General features: G+C 57.6%; 15 protein-coding genes and 3 tRNA genes. 10 read left to right on the top strand and 8 right to left on the bottom strand.

Features of this window, described 5'->3' with window-relative positions:
- Window positions 1–800 precede the first annotated feature (800 nt).
- The 3 genes from N7220_RS06925 to N7220_RS06915 all read right to left on the bottom strand — a co-directional run bounded on the left by N7220_RS06925 (window position 801) and on the right by N7220_RS06915 (window position 1,146).
- Window positions 801–876: transfer RNA gene (locus N7220_RS06925), tRNA-His, on the bottom strand.
- Between the two features lie 68 nt (window positions 877–944).
- Window positions 945–1,021, bottom strand: a tRNA-Arg gene (locus N7220_RS06920).
- Window positions 1,022–1,072: 51 nt separating this feature from the next.
- Window positions 1,073–1,146, bottom strand: a tRNA-Pro gene (locus N7220_RS06915).
- Window positions 1,147–1,266: 120 nt separating this feature from the next.
- Between N7220_RS06915 and folD the strand changes: the two genes are divergently transcribed.
- The 10 genes from folD to N7220_RS06865 all read left to right on the top strand — a co-directional run bounded on the left by folD (window position 1,267) and on the right by N7220_RS06865 (window position 10,004).
- On the top strand, window positions 1,267–2,121 hold the full coding sequence (gene folD / locus N7220_RS06910; protein ID WP_283150729.1) for a bifunctional methylenetetrahydrofolate dehydrogenase/methenyltetrahydrofolate cyclohydrolase FolD: 855 nt from the start codon (window positions 1,267–1,269) through the stop codon (window positions 2,119–2,121).
- An 82-nt stretch (window positions 2,122–2,203) separates the two neighbouring features.
- The gene (locus tag N7220_RS06905) at window positions 2,204–3,229 is read left to right on the top strand and encodes a quinone-dependent dihydroorotate dehydrogenase (protein WP_283150728.1); all 1,026 of its coding nucleotides are present in this window, start codon (window positions 2,204–2,206) and stop codon (window positions 3,227–3,229) included.
- Window positions 3,230–3,461: 232 nt separating this feature from the next.
- Entirely contained in the window at window positions 3,462–4,043 is a 582-nt protein-coding gene (rsxA, locus tag N7220_RS06900; RefSeq protein ID WP_283150727.1) for an electron transport complex subunit RsxA, read from the top strand.
- 9 nt (window positions 4,044–4,052) lie between these two features.
- A complete protein-coding gene (rsxB, locus tag N7220_RS06895; protein ID WP_283150726.1) occupies window positions 4,053–4,619 on the top strand; it encodes an electron transport complex subunit RsxB in 567 nt (188 codons plus the stop codon).
- Window positions 4,616–6,475 carry an electron transport complex subunit RsxC gene (gene rsxC / locus N7220_RS06890; protein WP_283150725.1) on the top strand — a complete coding sequence of 620 codons (1,860 nt, stop codon included), beginning with the start codon at window positions 4,616–4,618 and terminating at the stop codon, window positions 6,473–6,475. Before rsxB ends, rsxC begins: the two co-directional genes overlap by 4 nt.
- A gap of 58 nt (window positions 6,476–6,533) precedes the next feature.
- The gene (locus N7220_RS06885; protein ID WP_283150724.1) at window positions 6,534–7,580 is read left to right on the top strand and encodes an RnfABCDGE type electron transport complex subunit D; all 1,047 of its coding nucleotides are present in this window, start codon (window positions 6,534–6,536) and stop codon (window positions 7,578–7,580) included.
- Entirely contained in the window at window positions 7,577–8,212 is a 636-nt protein-coding gene (gene rsxG, locus N7220_RS06880) for an electron transport complex subunit RsxG (RefSeq protein ID WP_283150723.1), read from the top strand. The genes N7220_RS06885 and rsxG overlap by 4 nt, the downstream gene beginning before the upstream one ends.
- Window positions 8,209–8,907 carry an electron transport complex subunit E gene (locus tag N7220_RS06875; RefSeq protein ID WP_283150722.1) on the top strand — a complete coding sequence of 233 codons (699 nt, stop codon included), beginning with the start codon at window positions 8,209–8,211 and terminating at the stop codon, window positions 8,905–8,907. Before rsxG ends, N7220_RS06875 begins: the two co-directional genes overlap by 4 nt.
- A 12-nt stretch (window positions 8,908–8,919) precedes the next feature.
- The gene (locus N7220_RS06870) at window positions 8,920–9,300 is read left to right on the top strand and encodes a CidA/LrgA family protein (RefSeq protein ID WP_283150721.1); all 381 of its coding nucleotides are present in this window, start codon (window positions 8,920–8,922) and stop codon (window positions 9,298–9,300) included.
- Window positions 9,297–10,004, top strand: coding sequence for an LrgB family protein (locus N7220_RS06865; protein WP_283150720.1), 708 nt, complete (start codon window positions 9,297–9,299; stop codon window positions 10,002–10,004). The genes N7220_RS06870 and N7220_RS06865 overlap by 4 nt, the downstream gene beginning before the upstream one ends.
- 16 nt (window positions 10,005–10,020) lie before the next feature.
- On the opposite strand, the gene N7220_RS06860 is transcribed toward N7220_RS06865, so the two are convergent.
- The 5 genes from N7220_RS06860 to phnD all read right to left on the bottom strand — a co-directional run bounded on the left by N7220_RS06860 (window position 10,021) and on the right by phnD (window position 15,684).
- Entirely contained in the window at window positions 10,021–10,620 is a 600-nt protein-coding gene (locus N7220_RS06860) for a hypothetical protein (protein WP_283150719.1), read from the bottom strand.
- A gap of 106 nt (window positions 10,621–10,726) precedes the next feature.
- Complete coding sequence (gene recG, locus N7220_RS06855) at window positions 10,727–12,751, bottom strand: ATP-dependent DNA helicase RecG (RefSeq protein ID WP_283150718.1); 2,025 nt, start codon at window positions 12,749–12,751, stop codon at window positions 10,727–10,729.
- 186 nt (window positions 12,752–12,937) lie between these two features.
- Window positions 12,938–13,885 (bottom strand): patatin-like phospholipase family protein, encoded by a 948-nt coding sequence (locus N7220_RS06850; protein WP_283150717.1) that lies wholly within the window; start codon window positions 13,883–13,885, stop codon window positions 12,938–12,940.
- On the bottom strand, window positions 13,882–14,598 hold the full coding sequence (tsaA, locus tag N7220_RS06845; protein WP_283150716.1) for a tRNA (N6-threonylcarbamoyladenosine(37)-N6)-methyltransferase TrmO: 717 nt from the start codon (window positions 14,596–14,598) through the stop codon (window positions 13,882–13,884). The genes N7220_RS06850 and tsaA overlap by 4 nt, the downstream gene beginning before the upstream one ends.
- A gap of 138 nt (window positions 14,599–14,736) precedes the next feature.
- On the bottom strand, window positions 14,737–15,684 hold the full coding sequence (phnD, locus tag N7220_RS06840; protein WP_283150715.1) for a phosphate/phosphite/phosphonate ABC transporter substrate-binding protein: 948 nt from the start codon (window positions 15,682–15,684) through the stop codon (window positions 14,737–14,739).
- Between the last annotated feature and the right edge of the window lie 17 nt (window positions 15,685–15,701).

Here is a 15,701-nt window from a genome sequence, read left to right as displayed (position 1 = left end):
TATGGCTGACAGCAAGCTGAAACGGAATGCCCCGAAACCCAAGGCTCCGGCCGCGCTTTTCTCCTGGTAAGCGGCCAGGCAAATTGGCATCCCGGTGATATGGAATTCGTCGAACGGTCGACGGTGCGACGGGAGTAGCAATTGATGCTTGCTCGTTGCTCGGGGGACCGTATCTTGTCGTACAAATAGGATGCGAATCCGCAACAGCCCTTGGTTCACGGCGCCAATACCTCAGCATGACAGATGTTGAACCGTAGGCTTGGCGCAAGAAAACATCGGTAGGTACCGGCATTGGGGAGCGGCTTTCCAGACCGTGATAATTGATCCAGCCATATGCAACACCTGCCCGGATCGCCTGGCTTCTTATGAACATGGCGAGTTATGACAGGAGCACAAGACGTTTAAAAACAAAGGCATTTCTTGCTGCAGCGACTCAGAAACAGGCTGGTGAATTACTGGAAAGCCGTCGCACGATGGGCTAAAAATCGTTAAAGCCGGCTAACGTTGCAAAGGTGCAGGCGATTCGCAGGCATAACTGGAACGAAAGGAATGTGGGCGCTGGCAGGCAAAACAGTGGACAAGAGAGAGGGGCGAGCCGGGAAGGGCGCGAGGGCAGGGCATCATGCTGGCTTTGTGCGCGGTGGGAGCTTTTAATACAGAAGAGGAACAAAAGGAATTTGATTCGTTGTCGCAAATTTACCAAGATGGCAAAGTGCCAACCGGTTTCTGCAAAGCGACTTTGCACGCAGCAGAAAACAAAAAGCCCAACTCGAAGAGCTGGGCTAAATGCTTGAATTGCTTGGGGTGGCTGATGGGGCTCGAACCCACGACAACAGGAATCACAATCCTGGACTCTACCAACTGAGCTACAGCCACCATTGAAACAAGTACTAACTAACTGAACAGATATCTAGTCCGGAATATGCCACCTAATTAATATTAGTTGGCGCACCCGACAGGAATCGAACCTGTAACCTACGGCTTAGAAGGCCGTTGCTCTATCCGGTTGAGCTACGGGCGCCAAGATAAGGCTACATTTTCTTTTTATCATGCAGTTAGCATGGAAGTCGGGTCGGGGCGGTGGGATTCGAACTCACGACCACCTGGTCCCAAACCAGGTGCGCTACCAGACTGCGCTACGCCCCGAACAAGAGAGCGAGACTATAACGACCTTGTTTCGAGGCGTCAAGCCGAAGATTGAGAGAATTGCAGGAAAAATGAGAGAATGCGCTCCTTAACTTAAAAAACAGTGCCGGAGCCCGCCCCATGACAGCGCAAATTCTCGACGGAAAAGTTATTTCGCAAGAAATCATTCAGGGAGTCCGGGCTCAGGTTGAAGCACGCAAGGCCGCCGGTCATCGCGCCCCGGCGCTGGCCGTGGTGCTGGTGGGGAGTGATCCAGCCTCGCAAGTGTATGTTGGCAATAAAAAGCGCCAGTCGGAAAACGCGGGTATTACCTCGCTGGCGTTTGATTTGCCGGCAAGCACGACCGAAGCTGAACTGGTGGCGCTGGTAGCCAGACTGAATGCAGACGACGCGGTGGATGGCATCCTGGTGCAATTGCCGCTGCCAGCACATATCAATGCCGAAAAGATTATTGAATTGATCGACCCGATTAAAGACGTCGACGGTTTTCATCCATACAACATTGGTCGCCTGGCGCTGAAGATGCCGTTGCTGCGCCCGTGCACTCCGCGTGGCGTAATGACCTTGCTGGAAAGAACCGGTATTGATCTGATCGGTAAGGACGCCGTGGTGGTTGGCGCATCCAATATTGTCGGTCGCCCGCAAGCGCTCGAACTATTGCTCGCGCGGGCCACGGTGACGGTGTGCCATAGCAAGACCAAAGATCTGGCCGGCAAGGTGCGCGGTGCTGATGTGGTGGTGGCCGGTGTCGGTATTCCCAATTTTGTGAAGGGCGAGTGGATCAAGCCCGGCGCAATTGTGATTGACGTCGGTATCAACCGTCTGCCCGATGGCAAATTGTGCGGCGATGTCGAATTTGATGTCGCAAAACAACACGCGGCGTGGATTACGCCAGTGCCGGGCGGTGTTGGCCTGATGACGGTCGCCACATTGATGCAGAATACCTTTGATGCTGCCGTGAATCGCAAGCCCTGATTGATGACCTGTCGGCCCGAGTCTTATGACTGATGCGGGCTGGCGCTGCTGCAAACCGACTTACTAATAAAATCGAAACCTGATGCCTTATCCTCTCGTTCGTCCCCTGTTATTCATGCTCAAGCCCGAGACGGCGCACCATTTCACTATGGGCGGTCTGAACTTCATGCATGACCTGGGTTTGCTGCGTGCCTTTTTGCCGGGGCAGGTGTCTTGCCCGACCACAGTAATGGGGATCGAGTTTCCCAATCCGGTGGGGCTGGCGGCTGGTCTGGACAAAAACGGTGATTGCATCGACGCCTTGGCCGATCTGGGTTTCGGGTTTATTGAAATCGGCACCGTAACGCCGCGCCCGCAACCGGGTAATCCCAAGCCGCGCATGTTCCGGCTGGCGGATTCAGAAGCCATCATCAACCGCATGGGCTTCAATAACGAAGGTGTCGACAAGCTGGTCGAGAATGTTCGCAAGTCACAATACAAGGGCATTCTCGGGATCAACATCGGCAAAAACTTTGATACGCCGATTGAGCGTGCGGTTGAGGACTACCTGATTTGCCTCGACAAGGTGTACGAGCACGCCAGTTATGTCGCGGTGAATATCTCTTCACCCAATACCAAGAACTTGCGGCAATTGCAGCAGGCCGATGAGTTGTCCAGCTTGCTGGCCGCGCTGAAACAACGTCAGCAAGAACTGGCCGACAAACATGGCCGCTATGTGCCGCTGGCGTTGAAGATCGCACCTGATCTGGATTCACATCAGATTCAGGAAGTGGCCGAACGTTTGATCACCCACAAGATTGATGCCGTGATCGCCACCAACACCACCTTGTCTCGTGTGGGCGTCGAGCATCACAAGAACGGGGCCGAGGCGGGTGGTTTGTCTGGCGCGCCGGTGCGGGCCAAGTCGACCTCGGTGATTCGCGAACTGGCCGAAGCGCTGGATGGCGCGCTGCCGATTATTGGCGTGGGCGGTATTTTGTCGGGTGACGATGCGGTCGAGAAAATTCACGCGGGCGCCGCGCTGGTGCAACTCTATAGCGGGATGGTTTATCGCGGGCCGGTATTGGTTGAAGAGTGCGCTGAGGCGATCGCTTCAATCCGTTATTAAGCGCGGTTTGCCGCGCCTTGGCCAAGGCGCCGCGCCAGATTCAATTTCCGGCCAAAGCAGGCCGGATTCAAGCGCTGGCGCTTTCTCATTGATTCATATAGCTTAATTGGCTTACTCGATAAGCCATATCGGTTATATGAATAGCAGGATATAAAGCTTGCCCGGTATATGCTGAAGTTAGATAATCCGGGCCTCGAATGACTGATTTATCGATATAGCGACCATTCTGACGATGGCATTGAATCATTACCTGTTATTGCTGGTCGGTGCCGTGCTGGTGAACAACGTGGTGCTGGTGCGTATTCTTGGCCTGTGCCCGTTTATGGGGGTTTCCAAAAAACTGGAAGCCTCTATCGGCATGGGCATTGCCACCGCATTTGTGCTGACACTGGGCTCGGGCTCATCCTGGCTGATTGACCAACTCCTGGTGAGCTGGCATCTGGAATACCTGCGCACACTGTCTTTCATTGTGGTGATTGCCGCGATCGTGCAGTTCACCGAGATGTTCATCCACAAAACCAGCCCGGTGCTGTACCAAGTGCTGGGCATTTACCTGCCGCTGATCACCACCAACTGCGCAGTGCTGGGCGTGCCGCTGATCAACTCGGCGCAACGTTACAGCTTCACTGAGTCACTGGTTTTCGGCTTTGGTTCCTCCTTCGGTTTCAGCCTGATCCTGATCTTGTTTGCGGCAATTCGCGAACGACTGGATGGCGCTGACGTGCCTGCGCCGTTCAAGGGCACGCCAATCGCATTTATTACCGCCGGCTTTATGAGCCTGGCGTTCATGGGCTTCGCAGGCCTGGTGAAGTAACGTCTATCTATGCTTACCTTTACTCTTGCTCTCGCCATCATGGCGGCTTTGGCGGTACTGCTTGGCGCAGTGCTGGGCTGGGCTGCCATTCGTTACAAGGTCGACGAAGACCCGCTGGTTGATAAAATCGACGCCGTGCTGCCGCAAACGCAGTGCGGTCAGTGTGGTTTTCCTGGCTGCAAACCGTATGCCACCGCCATTGCCAATGACGAAGCAGACATCAACCGCTGCCCGCCGGGTGGCGAAGACGGTATTCGCAAGCTGGCCGATTTGCTCGGCAAAGAATTCAAACCGCTGAACGCAGAAAACGGCGAAGAAAAACCCCGCGCAGTGGCGATCATTGACGAAGCCACCTGTATTGGCTGCACTTTGTGCATCCAGGCTTGCCCGGTGGACGCAATTGTTGGCGCCGCCAAGCATCTGCATACCATTGTTTCAAGCGAGTGCACTGGTTGCGAGCTGTGTATCGCGCCATGCCCGGTGGATTGCATCTCCATGCAAACCGTTGGCGAAACCGTGACGACCTGGAAATGGCGTTATCCCGTCATTCCATTGACTGTAAAGGCCGCCGCATGAACGCCCGCGCTGAACTGGCCAATAATTTCTTTCCGTTTCACGGTGGCGTACATCCACCGGAACACAAAAATGAATCCACCGGCACGCCAATTGTGGCAGGGCCAATCCCCAAGCAACTGGTGGTGCCGCTGCATCAAAGCATTGGCAATATCGCCAAGAGCCTGGTGGCGGTGGGTGATCTGGTGCTGAAAGGGCAGATGATTGCCGCAGCGGATGGCTCTGTCTCCGCCGCCGTGCATGCGCCCACATCCGGCAAAGTAGTAGCGGTTGGTCCGCAACTGGTGCCACATCCATCCGGCTTGCTGGAGCATTGCATCACCATCGAAAGCGATGGTGAAGACCGCTGGATTGAACGCAACCGCTTTGACTGGCGCAATGCCGATGGCCGGGCGATTCGCGATTATTTGCGCGATATGGGCGTGGTGGGTCTTGGCGGCGCGGTATTTCCGTCGCACCTGAAAATTGGCGGGGCCAAAGAAGGCCTGGATACGCTGGTCATCAACGCGGCCGAATGCGAACCCTTCATTACCTGCGACGACATGCTGATGCGCGAACGCGCTGTGCAGATTGTCGAAGGCATCAAGATTGTTCAGCAACTGCTGCAAGCGCGGCAGGTGCTGATTGGCGTGGAAGACAACAAGCCCGAAGCTGTCGACGCCATGCGCGCGGCCATTGCGGTGTGCGAATTCCCGATTCAAGTGGTTGTGGTGCCGACGCTGTACCCGTCCGGTGGCGCTAAGCAACTGATCAAGTTGCTGACCAACAAAGAAGTCCCGTCCGGTGTGCGCTCTACCGATCTGGGCGTGCAGTGTTTCAACGTGGCGACGATCTACACCATTTATCGCGCCATGGAACACGCCGAACCGGTCATTAGCCGCGTGGTAACGCTGACCGGCAATGTCGAGCGTCCGGGCAATGTCGAGGCGCTGATCGGTACGCCGATTGATGACTTGCTGGCCTTTGCCGGTAACAAAGCTGATTCGGATGCCTATATCTACGGCGGCCCGATGATGGGCTTCGAGATTCCCGGTACAGATGTCGGTCTGTCCAAGGCCGGTAACTGCATCATCGCCAAGAGTGGCGCGCTATTCCCGCCCAAGCCGGTGGAAATGCCATGCATACGCTGCGGTAAATGCGCTGATGCATGCCCGGCAGAATTGCAGCCAATGGATCTTTACTGGTTCGGCAAGAGCAAGAACTTTGGCAAGGCGCAAGAACGCAATTTGTTTGATTGCATCGAGTGCGGTGCTTGCGCGTATGTATGCCCGTCCAATATCCAGTTGGTGGATTACTTCCGCTTTTCCAAGTCGGAAATCTGGTCCGCCGAGAAACTGAAGAAATCCGCCGATCAAGCGCGTGAACGCCACGAATTCCGCATCTTCCGTGAAGAACGCGAGAAGCGTGAAAAGGCCGAACGCCTGGCCGCAAAAGCTGCACAGAAGCATGATGCAGCCGCAGCTTCCAGCGATCCGGCCGATGCCGAACGCGCTGCCAAGATCAAAGCCGCCATGGAACGCGCTGCAGCCAAGAAGGTAGAAGCCGCTGCCGCGCAAGCGGGGGCTGATCCGCTGACGCCGGTTGATCCGGATGCCGTGAGTGTACCGGTGAGCGAAGCCGTTGCCGCACCTGCGCCAGAACCGGTAGTCAGCCAGCTTGATCCGGAAAAAGCCGAACGCATTCGTCTGGCCATGGAAAAACGCGCCGCCGAAAAAGCTGCACTGGACGCCTTGAGCCCGGAAGAAAAAGCGGCGCGTGACGCTGAAAAGAAAGCAAAAATTGAAGCTGCGATGGCGGCTGCTGCCGCCAGGAAAGCGGAAAAAGCCGCAGCGCAAGCACAGCAAGACAAGAGCGAGTAACCGCTTGATGCCTGATGTCCGCACGCAGCCCAAAACATAAAGAAAAGCTCAACCGACGATGAACACATCCCCGTTCTTTATCAAACCCACGCCACTGCAAGTGGTCATGTTCAAGGTCGCCGCCGCGCTGGTCCCGGCGATTGTGGTTTACGCATGGTCCTTCGGCATTGGCATTCTGGTGCAAATTGCACTGGCGACGGCCACTGCGCTGGCGACTGAAGCGTTCTGCCTGAAGCTGCGCGGCTATCCGATCAAGCCGTTTGTGACTGATGGCTCGGCCATTGTCACTGCATGGTTGATGGCGTTGTCGTTCCCGCCGCTGGCTCCATGGTGGATGATTGTGGTGGCTGCTGCGTTGTCGATCAGTCTGGCCAAGCACATGTACGGTGGCTTGGGCCAGAACACCTTCAATCCGGCCATGGTTGGTTTTGCCATCATGATCGTGTCTTTCCCGGCGCAGATGTCGCGCTGGGCCGCGCCATTGGGTGTGGCACCGCAGAGCATGGATTGGTCCGCGCAATTGTCGTGGATTTTCTCCGGCCAGTTGCCTGCCGGTTTGACGTTTGATGCCGTGGCCTCGGCCACGCCGCTGGATACCGTCAAGACTCAGCTGATGCAACACGCCAGCATGAGCAATATCTTTCACGAGCCGCTGTTTGGCATGATCGGCGGCGTGGGTACAGAATGGATTACCGCCGCGTACTTGCTGGGTGGTTTGTACCTGTTGTGGCAAAAGCTGATCCCTTGGCAGATTCCGGTGACTTTCCTGGCGGTGCTGGGCGGCATGGCGGGGATTTTCCACCTGGTTGACCCGACGCACTACACTTCGCCGATGTTCCACTGGTTCAGCGGTGCGGCCATGCTCGGCGCGTTTTTCATTGTGACCGATCCGGTAACAGGCCCGACTACGCCGCTGGGACGCGTTATTTTTGCAGCGCTGATTGGCTTGCTGACGTATCTGATTCGCGTGTTTGGTGGTTATCCGGACGGCGTGGCGTTTGCCGTGCTGATCATGAACCTGGCCGCACCGTTTATTGACCAATACACCCAACCTGCTGTGTTTGGTCGCAAAGGCAAACAGAAAAACGCCGGGGCCAAATCATGAAGACGATGGTTGCCAATGGCGTGCGTGGCGCGCTGACTTTGCTGGCGTTTACGAGTGTGTTCACGGCCTTGATGGCGGGAACCTACGCGCTGACCAAAGACATTGTGGACAAGAACCAGGCGGATGCAGAACGCGCCTTGATTGCCCAGGTACTTCCGGCCGGGTCGTACGACAATAATCTGCTAGCCGATAAAACCATGGTGCCCAAGGCTGAAGCGGCCGAATTGGGTAACGCCGACGCGTCCCCGATTTATCTGGCCAAAAAAGCCGGGAAAACAGTAGGTGCCGTAGTTGAAGCCACCGCCCCGGATGGTTATGCCGGCAAGATCAAATTGCTGATCGGCGTGGCACCTGATGGCCAGGTCCTGGGTGTGCGCGTGGTAGATCACAAAGAAACACCCGGTCTGGGCGATTATATTGATTCCAAGATTTCGAACTGGATAGACCAGTTCAATGGCAAAGGCTTGGGTAATCCCCCGCTGGAACGCTGGAAAGTGAAAAAAGATGGTGGTGACTTTGATAGTCACGCCGGTGCAACAATCAGCCCGCGCGCGGTCGTTAAAGCGCTGGGCAAAACCCTGGTTTACGTCACTGCGCACAAAGCGCAGTTGTTTGGAGGCGCTGCATCATGATTACCCGCGACGAAGTCCGTGCGATCACCAACAACGGGGTGTGGAAGCAAAACCCCGGCGTAGTGCAGATTCTGGGTATGTGTCCAACGCTGGCGATGACGACTTCCTTCGTCAATGGCACCAGTCTGGGCATTGCCACTGCGCTGGTCATGGCATGTTCCGGCGGCGCCGTAGCGCTGTTACGCCAGTTTGTGCCGAACGAACTGCGCAACCCGATCTACATCCTGATCATTGCCGCCGTGGTGACCGTGGTGCAGCTGGCCATGAATGCCTATATGCATGCGCTGTACAACGTGCTGGGCATTTTTATTCCGCTGATCGTGACCAACTGCATTGTGCTGGCCCGGGCTGAGGCGTTTGCCTCCAAGAACGGCGTGATCCAGTCCACCATGGATGGTTTCATGATGGGGATAGGCGGCACCGTAGTGCTGGCAATGCTGGGCGGCGCGCGTGAAATTCTCGGCAAAGGCACGCTGTTCTCGGGCATTGATCTGGTGTTTGGTGCCTCGGCCAAAGCCTGGGTGCTGCACATCATTCCGGCAGACTGGAACTATCAATTCCTGTTCATGATCCTGCCACCGGGCGCATTCATTGGCCTCGGTTTGCTGGTGGCTGGCAAGGCCGCGCTGGATCGTCGCGCTGACGCCGCTGCCCGTCGCCGCGAGGCCGCCGCTTCCACCCCGCTGGCCGCCTGATACCGGGCCGCCATGCTATACGGGCTGGCGATCATTCTCGGGTTTCTGGTCGCCGGTGAAGCTGCCAGTAACTTTCTGCACTTGCCGCTGCCGGGCACCGTCTCAGGCATGATTCTGTTGCTGGTCTGGTGCCTGCTACGCAAAGGCGCCGATCAGCGAGTGGCCCAAGCGGCTACCGGTCTGCTGCGTTATCTCGGACTGTTCTTCTTGCCTGCAGGCGCAGGCTTGCTCGAGCTATCTGGTTTGCTGCGCGAGCAGGGCGCTGCCATGGCTGCGGTGCTGGTGTTGTCCACCGCGATCACCTTGCTGGTTACTGCATTGGTGCTGGCGTGGTTGCTGCGCCGACGCAACCCTCAGGGTGATTACCCCTCATCTGGCGAGGGCGACGCATGATGAATGGCTGGCAAGCGCTGCAGACCTTCCCGGCCACCTGGATCGCGCTGACCTGCGCGGCGTACCTGCTGGCGGAATTTCTCTATCTCAAATCCGGTCGTTTCCCACTACTTAATCCGGTGTTGATCGGCATTGTGCTGGTGATGGCAACGCTGCTCGCCTGCGGCGTGTCGTATCGCATGTATTTCGAACAGGCCAAGTTAATTCATTTCTTGCTGGCGCCAGCCACAGTGGCGCTGGCTATTCCGCTGTACGTCAATATTCAGCGCATGAAAGCCATTGCCGGGCCGCTGCTGATTGCCGTTGGCGTGGGCAGTGTGGTGGGGATACTCTCTGCATTGTTGTTGGGCCAGTGGTTTGGCTTGTCACATCAGGTGCTGATATCGTTCGGCCCCAAGTCCGTTACCACTCCTATTGCTATGGCGCTGTCGGCCAAAGCGGGCGGTTTGCCGTCGCTGACGGCAGGCATCGTAATCGTCACTGGCATTTGTGCTGCAATCTTGTTGGTGCCACTGCTACGAGTGTTGCGCATTCACGATGAGGTCGTGTACGGCGTGGCCGTGGGTGTTGCCGGGCATGGCATTGGCACGGCGCGGGCTTTTCAGCTCTCAGAAACAGCCGGGGCGTTTGCCGGGCTGGCGATGGGTTTGAATGGGGTGCTGACTTCTTTACTGCTACCGCTGATTCTTGCTTTGCTGGCATGAGCAGTCGGCAGCAAGATCAGGCCAATTCTTCAAAAGCAGAGCTGGCTGGCAAATCCGGCTGGTAAGCACTGACTTGCCGCTCCGCCAGCGTGTGGCGGGCCGCAATTTTATTCATGGCTTCGTCTTCCATTGCCTGCGCCTCGGCGGCCACGCTCAGTTCTTCGGGTGACGGCGTTGCCGGTCCTAAGGTAGCGGCCATAATGATGCGGGCTTTGCGCAGCGTCTCTTCTGGCGTGCGCCCCCGTAGCAAATCAATTTTTCTGCGGCCAAACACCACCGAGCGCATGCCGTCGGGCTCAACGGTCAGTTGATAGCGCGGTGCCCCAGGCAACACTGCCATGGGTTTTGGTTCTTGCGGGATATCGTCGGCGTGCGGTGATCGCGACGGGTGTTCTTGCTGGCGCCGTTGTGAGTGCCCATCGGCTTCAACGCCAGAGTCGTCGCGGCTGGCGCGTGCCTGTCCTCGTTCGCCCTCGGCTTGGCGGGTATCACCAGCGGTCCCGCTGCCGGTCGGCGCCACATGTTCAGACGCAAGCGGAGCACGCAGGCTGGCCGCCAGGATCGGTGCAGCGACTACGGTCGGGGCGGTTGGTGTCACTGGCGCGGTGTTGGCCACGGCCGGAACTCCTTGAATCCAATCATCTTATTGTAACGATTGGTCTGTTTTAGTCCCGCTTTGTCAGTGGTTTTTGCAAATTCAAGTGATAAGCGGTCGCCGGGTCTCAGACTTTCAGTAGTGCCTCGCGCCCCGGCAGCCAGCGTTCCAGATGAGCCTCAGCGATTCCTTTTTGCCCGGCCAGCAGCGTTTCTGCGGCTTCGCGGGCGGCGTCGAGCAAGTCGGCATCGCGTTCCAGATCGGCAAAGCGCAGCATGGGCACGCCGGACTGACGCACCCCTGCCAATTCACCTGGGCCGCGCAATTCCATATCCTGGCGGGCGATTTCGAAGCCATCGGTGTTTTCGTAGATCACTCGCAGCCGCGCCTTGGCGTTTTCCGATAGCGGGCCGCTGTACAGCAACACGCACAGCGAGGCGTGCGCACCCCGGCCTACACGGCCGCGCAATTGGTGCAGTTGCGACAAGCCCATGCGCTCGGCGTGTTCAATCACCATCAGGCTGGCATTGGGCACGTCCACGCCAACTTCAATCACCGTGGTGGCGACCAGTACCTGGATTTTGTTAGCGAGAAAGTCCTCCATCACCGCTGCTTTTTCCTCGGTCTTCATACGGCCGTGAATCAGGCCGACCGCAATGCCATTGAGTTCTTCGGTGAGCGTCGCGTGGGTATCAACGGCGGTTTGCAGCTGGATGGCTTCGGATTCTTCAATCAGCGGGCACACCCAATACACCTGGCGGCCTTCATCGACCTTGGCGGCGATGCGCTCGATGACTTCATCACGACGCGAGTCGGAGATCAGTTTGGTGACAATTGGCGTGCGGCCAGGCGGCAACTCGTCGATCACGCTCACATCCAGATCAGCGTAAAAGCTCATGGCCAGCGTGCGCGGGATCGGCGTGGCCGACATCATCAGTTGATGTGGGCTATTGCCTTTTTCGCGCAGTGCCAGCCGTTGCGCCACACCAAAGCGATGCTGTTCATCGACAATCGCCAGCCCCAGATTGGCGAATTCCACCTGGTTCTGAAACAGCGCATGCGTACCGACAATCAACGGTGCGGTACCGAGTGCGGCATCTTCCAGTGCGGCGCGTTTGGCTTTGGCTTTAAGGCTGCCGGTCAGCCACGCTACGCGGACATTGAGCGGCTCAAACCAGGCGGCCAGCTTGCGATAATGCTGCTCGGCCAGAATTTCAGTGGGGGCGAGAAACGCCACCTGGTAGCCGCATTCAATGGCTTGGCAGGCGGCCAGCGCGGCCACCACGGTTTTACCGGCGCCAACGTCACCTTGCAGCAAACGCTGCATCGGATGCGACTGGCCCAGATCCGTATAGATTTCGTTGAGTACTTTGCTCTGCGCGCCAGTCAGGCCAAACGGCAAACTGGCCATCAACTGTTTGGCCAGTTTGCCTTTGGGGCGCAGCACAGGCGCGTCTTTCTCACGCCGCGCCGCGCGAGCCATGCGCAGGCTCAGTTGCTGGGCCAGCAACTCATCAAACTTCAGCCGCCGCCACGCCGGATGGATGCGTTCGGTGAGCTGGATATTGGGGATGTCAGGCGTCGGGTTGTGCAGTAACAGCACACTGCTGCGAAAGTCGGGCAGACCCAGCGGATCGTAAATGGCCTCGGGTAGCGTGTCACGCAGAGTGCAGCCCGCCAGCGCCTGATGGATCAGCTTGGTGATCTGGTGCTGCGCCAGCCCGGCCGTGGTGGGATAAACCGGGCTGAGTGCCTCGTTCAATTGGGTGCGATCTGAAATACTGCGGATTTTTGGGTGGACCATTTCATCCCCCCAAAAACCATGGCGCACCTCGCCATACAGCCGTACTTTTTTGCCAACGGTGAGTTGTTTGGCCTGGCTGGGATAAAAGTGGATCAACCGCACCACCAGCACACCGCTGGCATCGCTGACGCGGGCGACCAGTTGTTTGCGCGGGCGGAACTGGATATCGCAACTTTGTACTTCGCCTTCCACCAGCGCGGGCGCGCCAAACGGGGCTTCGGCAATAGCGAATAACTGCGTTTCGTCTTCATAACGCAGCGGCAAATGCAAAACCAGGTCGAAAGCACGCGTCAGGCCCAGCTTGGCCAGCTTTGCTTTCAGGGCAGGGGCGAGTTGCGCAAAATCCATAACGGGTGGGCGTGAACGCTCGTTCTATTGGGCGCTACTGTAGCGGGTTTGCGGGTTGCGCCGCAAACAAAACCGTTCAAACAGCACGACAAAGCGTAGGGTTTGCAGACTTTGTCTGCGAACGCGTCCAGTGCGGTGCGCATTAATGCGCACCCTACGCGTGTTATCGGATGGGCTGTTTCCCTGTTACTGCACCTTTACTGCCGGGGTTCTGGCGGAAAGTTGTTTGTAGATCAACTGCTGGCGTTTTTCTTCCAGGCGTTTTTTGATTTCCGGCATGGCCGCCAGAGTGGCGCGCTCGCCTTCGAGGATGGCCTGGTTTTTCTGGTCAAAGTCGCTCGGGCCAATTTGCCCGACCTTGGGGCGAATGATGACATCGGCGCGTGCCAGTTCTTGTTCGCCCAGTTTCTGGCCCATGATGGCAATCGACTGGGTAACGATACTGACCATGCTGCCCGGGGCTTTGCCGTTGGCTTTGGCCGAGATATCCACCGCAATCACAAAGTCCGCGCCCAGTTGTTTGGCGGCATCGACCGGCACCGGGCTAACCACGCCACCATCCACATAATGCTTGCCGGAGATCAGCACTGGCTCGAACACGCCCGGAATGCTGCTGGATGCGCGCACGGCCTGGCCGGTATTGCCGCGTACAAACACGGCCCGATTACCGGTTTCCAGTTCGGTCGATACGGCGGCAAACGGTTTGTTGAGTTTTTCCAGTGGCCGGTTGTTAACCAGTTGGTTCACAAAGTCCTGCAGCTTCTGGCCTTTGACCAACCCGCCGGATAATAGACTCACATCGCGCACTGACGATTGATCCAGCGAGAAAGCACGTTCCTGCAGGGCGAAAGCATCCATACCGCTGGCGTACAGGCTGCCGACCACGCTACCCGCACTGGTGCCGGAGACGACATCCGGCGAAATGCCATTGGCTTCCAGCATCTTGATGACGCCGATATGGGCAAAGCCCTTGGCCGCACCACCACCCAGCGCCAGACCCACACGAACCTTCACCGGTGGCAATGGCGGCAGCGGGGCGACTACGGCGGGCGGTGGCGTGGCGCCACAAGCGGCCAGCAGCGCGGTGACAGCCAGAATGGCGGTCGGGGATTTGAACGGGTGCTGCAATTTCATAGGTATTCCAGGGATTCAACAAACGCAGTACGACCATCGCACCGCCATTTCACATCGAGTTGGTACAGCCGGATGCCGTAAACCCGTTGCGGATCATCGGCATACGCCGGGCGCGGGTCTTGGGCAAGCACTTCAATAATCAGTTCGCGCAGGTCGGGATATTTAGGCTGCGCAGCCAGGCACTGCTGGTCGGCCTGCTCACTGAAGGCGACGGCCAGGCGTTCGGGTTCGCCACCGACAAAGCCGCTGCGCGCATCGGGTTGGCTTTCGACGTACGGAATATAGGGTTTGATATCGAGGATAGGTGTGCCGTCAACCAGATCCACCCCTCGAAAAGTCAGCTTCACCCCGGCGTCGGTATCGATGGCAGCCAGTTCAACCAGCGACAAGCCAATCGGGTTGGGCCGAAATGGTGAACGGCAGGCAAATACGCCAACGCGCTGATTGCCACCCAGTCGCGGTGGGCGCACGGTTGGGCTCCACTGGCCTGCTGTCTGGTGAAACACAAAGGTCAGCCACACGTGGCTAAAGGCCTCCAGCCCGCGCACGGCCTCTGCGCGATCATAAGGGGCGATCAGTTGCAGTTCACCGGTGGCGTGCGGGGCCAGGCTGGGCTGGCGCGGAATGCCGAACTTGTCGGCAAACGGCGTGCGCAGATAGCCAATGGGGGCGAAAGAATAGGTGTCTTGAGTCACGGGGGGCGATTTTGCCACTGTGGCCGCCATTTGCCCATGACAGCCGTTGAGTGGCGGGGCGCAGGTCTGCTCAAGTAATGGATGGTCTTGTTGTGTGCACAAAACAAAACAAGCCCCAACGGGGCTTGTCAGCTGACGGAGGCAGATCGCCGATGCCTAGCGCGCGCCGCCCAGCACGCCAACCAGTTGGTTGTAGCGCTTGTAGAGGGCTTTTTCTTTACCGGCCGAGGCGTCGGGGCTGGATTGCTTGTCCAGCGTCAGCCGGAACAGATCGTAGAACAATTGCAGATCGGTGACTTCACGCAACTGGCGGTTGGATGAAGGCAAAAAACCGGACAACTCATCGGCGTAATACAGCTTCTCTTTTTCATGCATGGCATTGGCGCCAGTGCGGCCATAGTTCAAGAAAAAGTTACTGATCTTCTGTTTGAGCCCGGCCGACAAATCTTTGCGCATGATCAGCGGATCGTACGAGAACGGCGGGGATTCCCAGATCACGCGCAGATTCTGGTAATCGCGCGGATATTTGTCGTGCAGCTTTTCCAGATCGTCGCTATTGGTTGCAGCCACATCCGTGCGCTTGTCGACCAGTGCCCGGAAATTATCTTCGCTTGCGCCGTAAGTGACGTCCTTGAAGAATGGCTCAATCAGCACGTTGTTCTTGGCAAAGGCGTAGTACTGCGGAATCAGATATCCGGCCGTCGAGTCCCGTGTGCCGGTGGCATAACGCCAGCGTTTGGGCGAGCGCAGCACTTCATCCAGCGAGGCCGGGCCGTCTTTGCGGGTCAGCAGTACCGAGCGGAACTCCGACACACCACCAGTGAGCGCCAAACGGGCAAAAATCTCGCCTTGGTTCTGTTCCACAGTACTCAGTGCCGCCTGGGTGCCCAGACGCGCAATCTGGATATGGTTTTGCGCAAATTCGCTGAGCAGCTCTTGTTCGGTCTTTACCGCGACCAGCCGGGCGCTTTGCCCGGTGGCTTTGGCCAGATCGTCCACAATGGGCTGCCAGTCGGCCTGGGCTTCTTCGGTGCCGCGTCCCGCCAGAATGCCTACTACAATTTCAGCGTGCGCTGAGACGGTAACAAGCGACAGGGTTAGCATAAGTGCGCGCAATAACA

Source organism: Silvimonas soli (genome assembly GCF_030035605.1).
In the GTDB taxonomy this organism is placed as follows: Bacteria; Pseudomonadota; Gammaproteobacteria; order Burkholderiales; family Chitinibacteraceae; genus Silvimonas; species Silvimonas soli.
The sequence above is the reverse complement of the archived record's forward strand: the minus strand, read 5'-3'. Positions and strand labels throughout refer to the sequence as shown.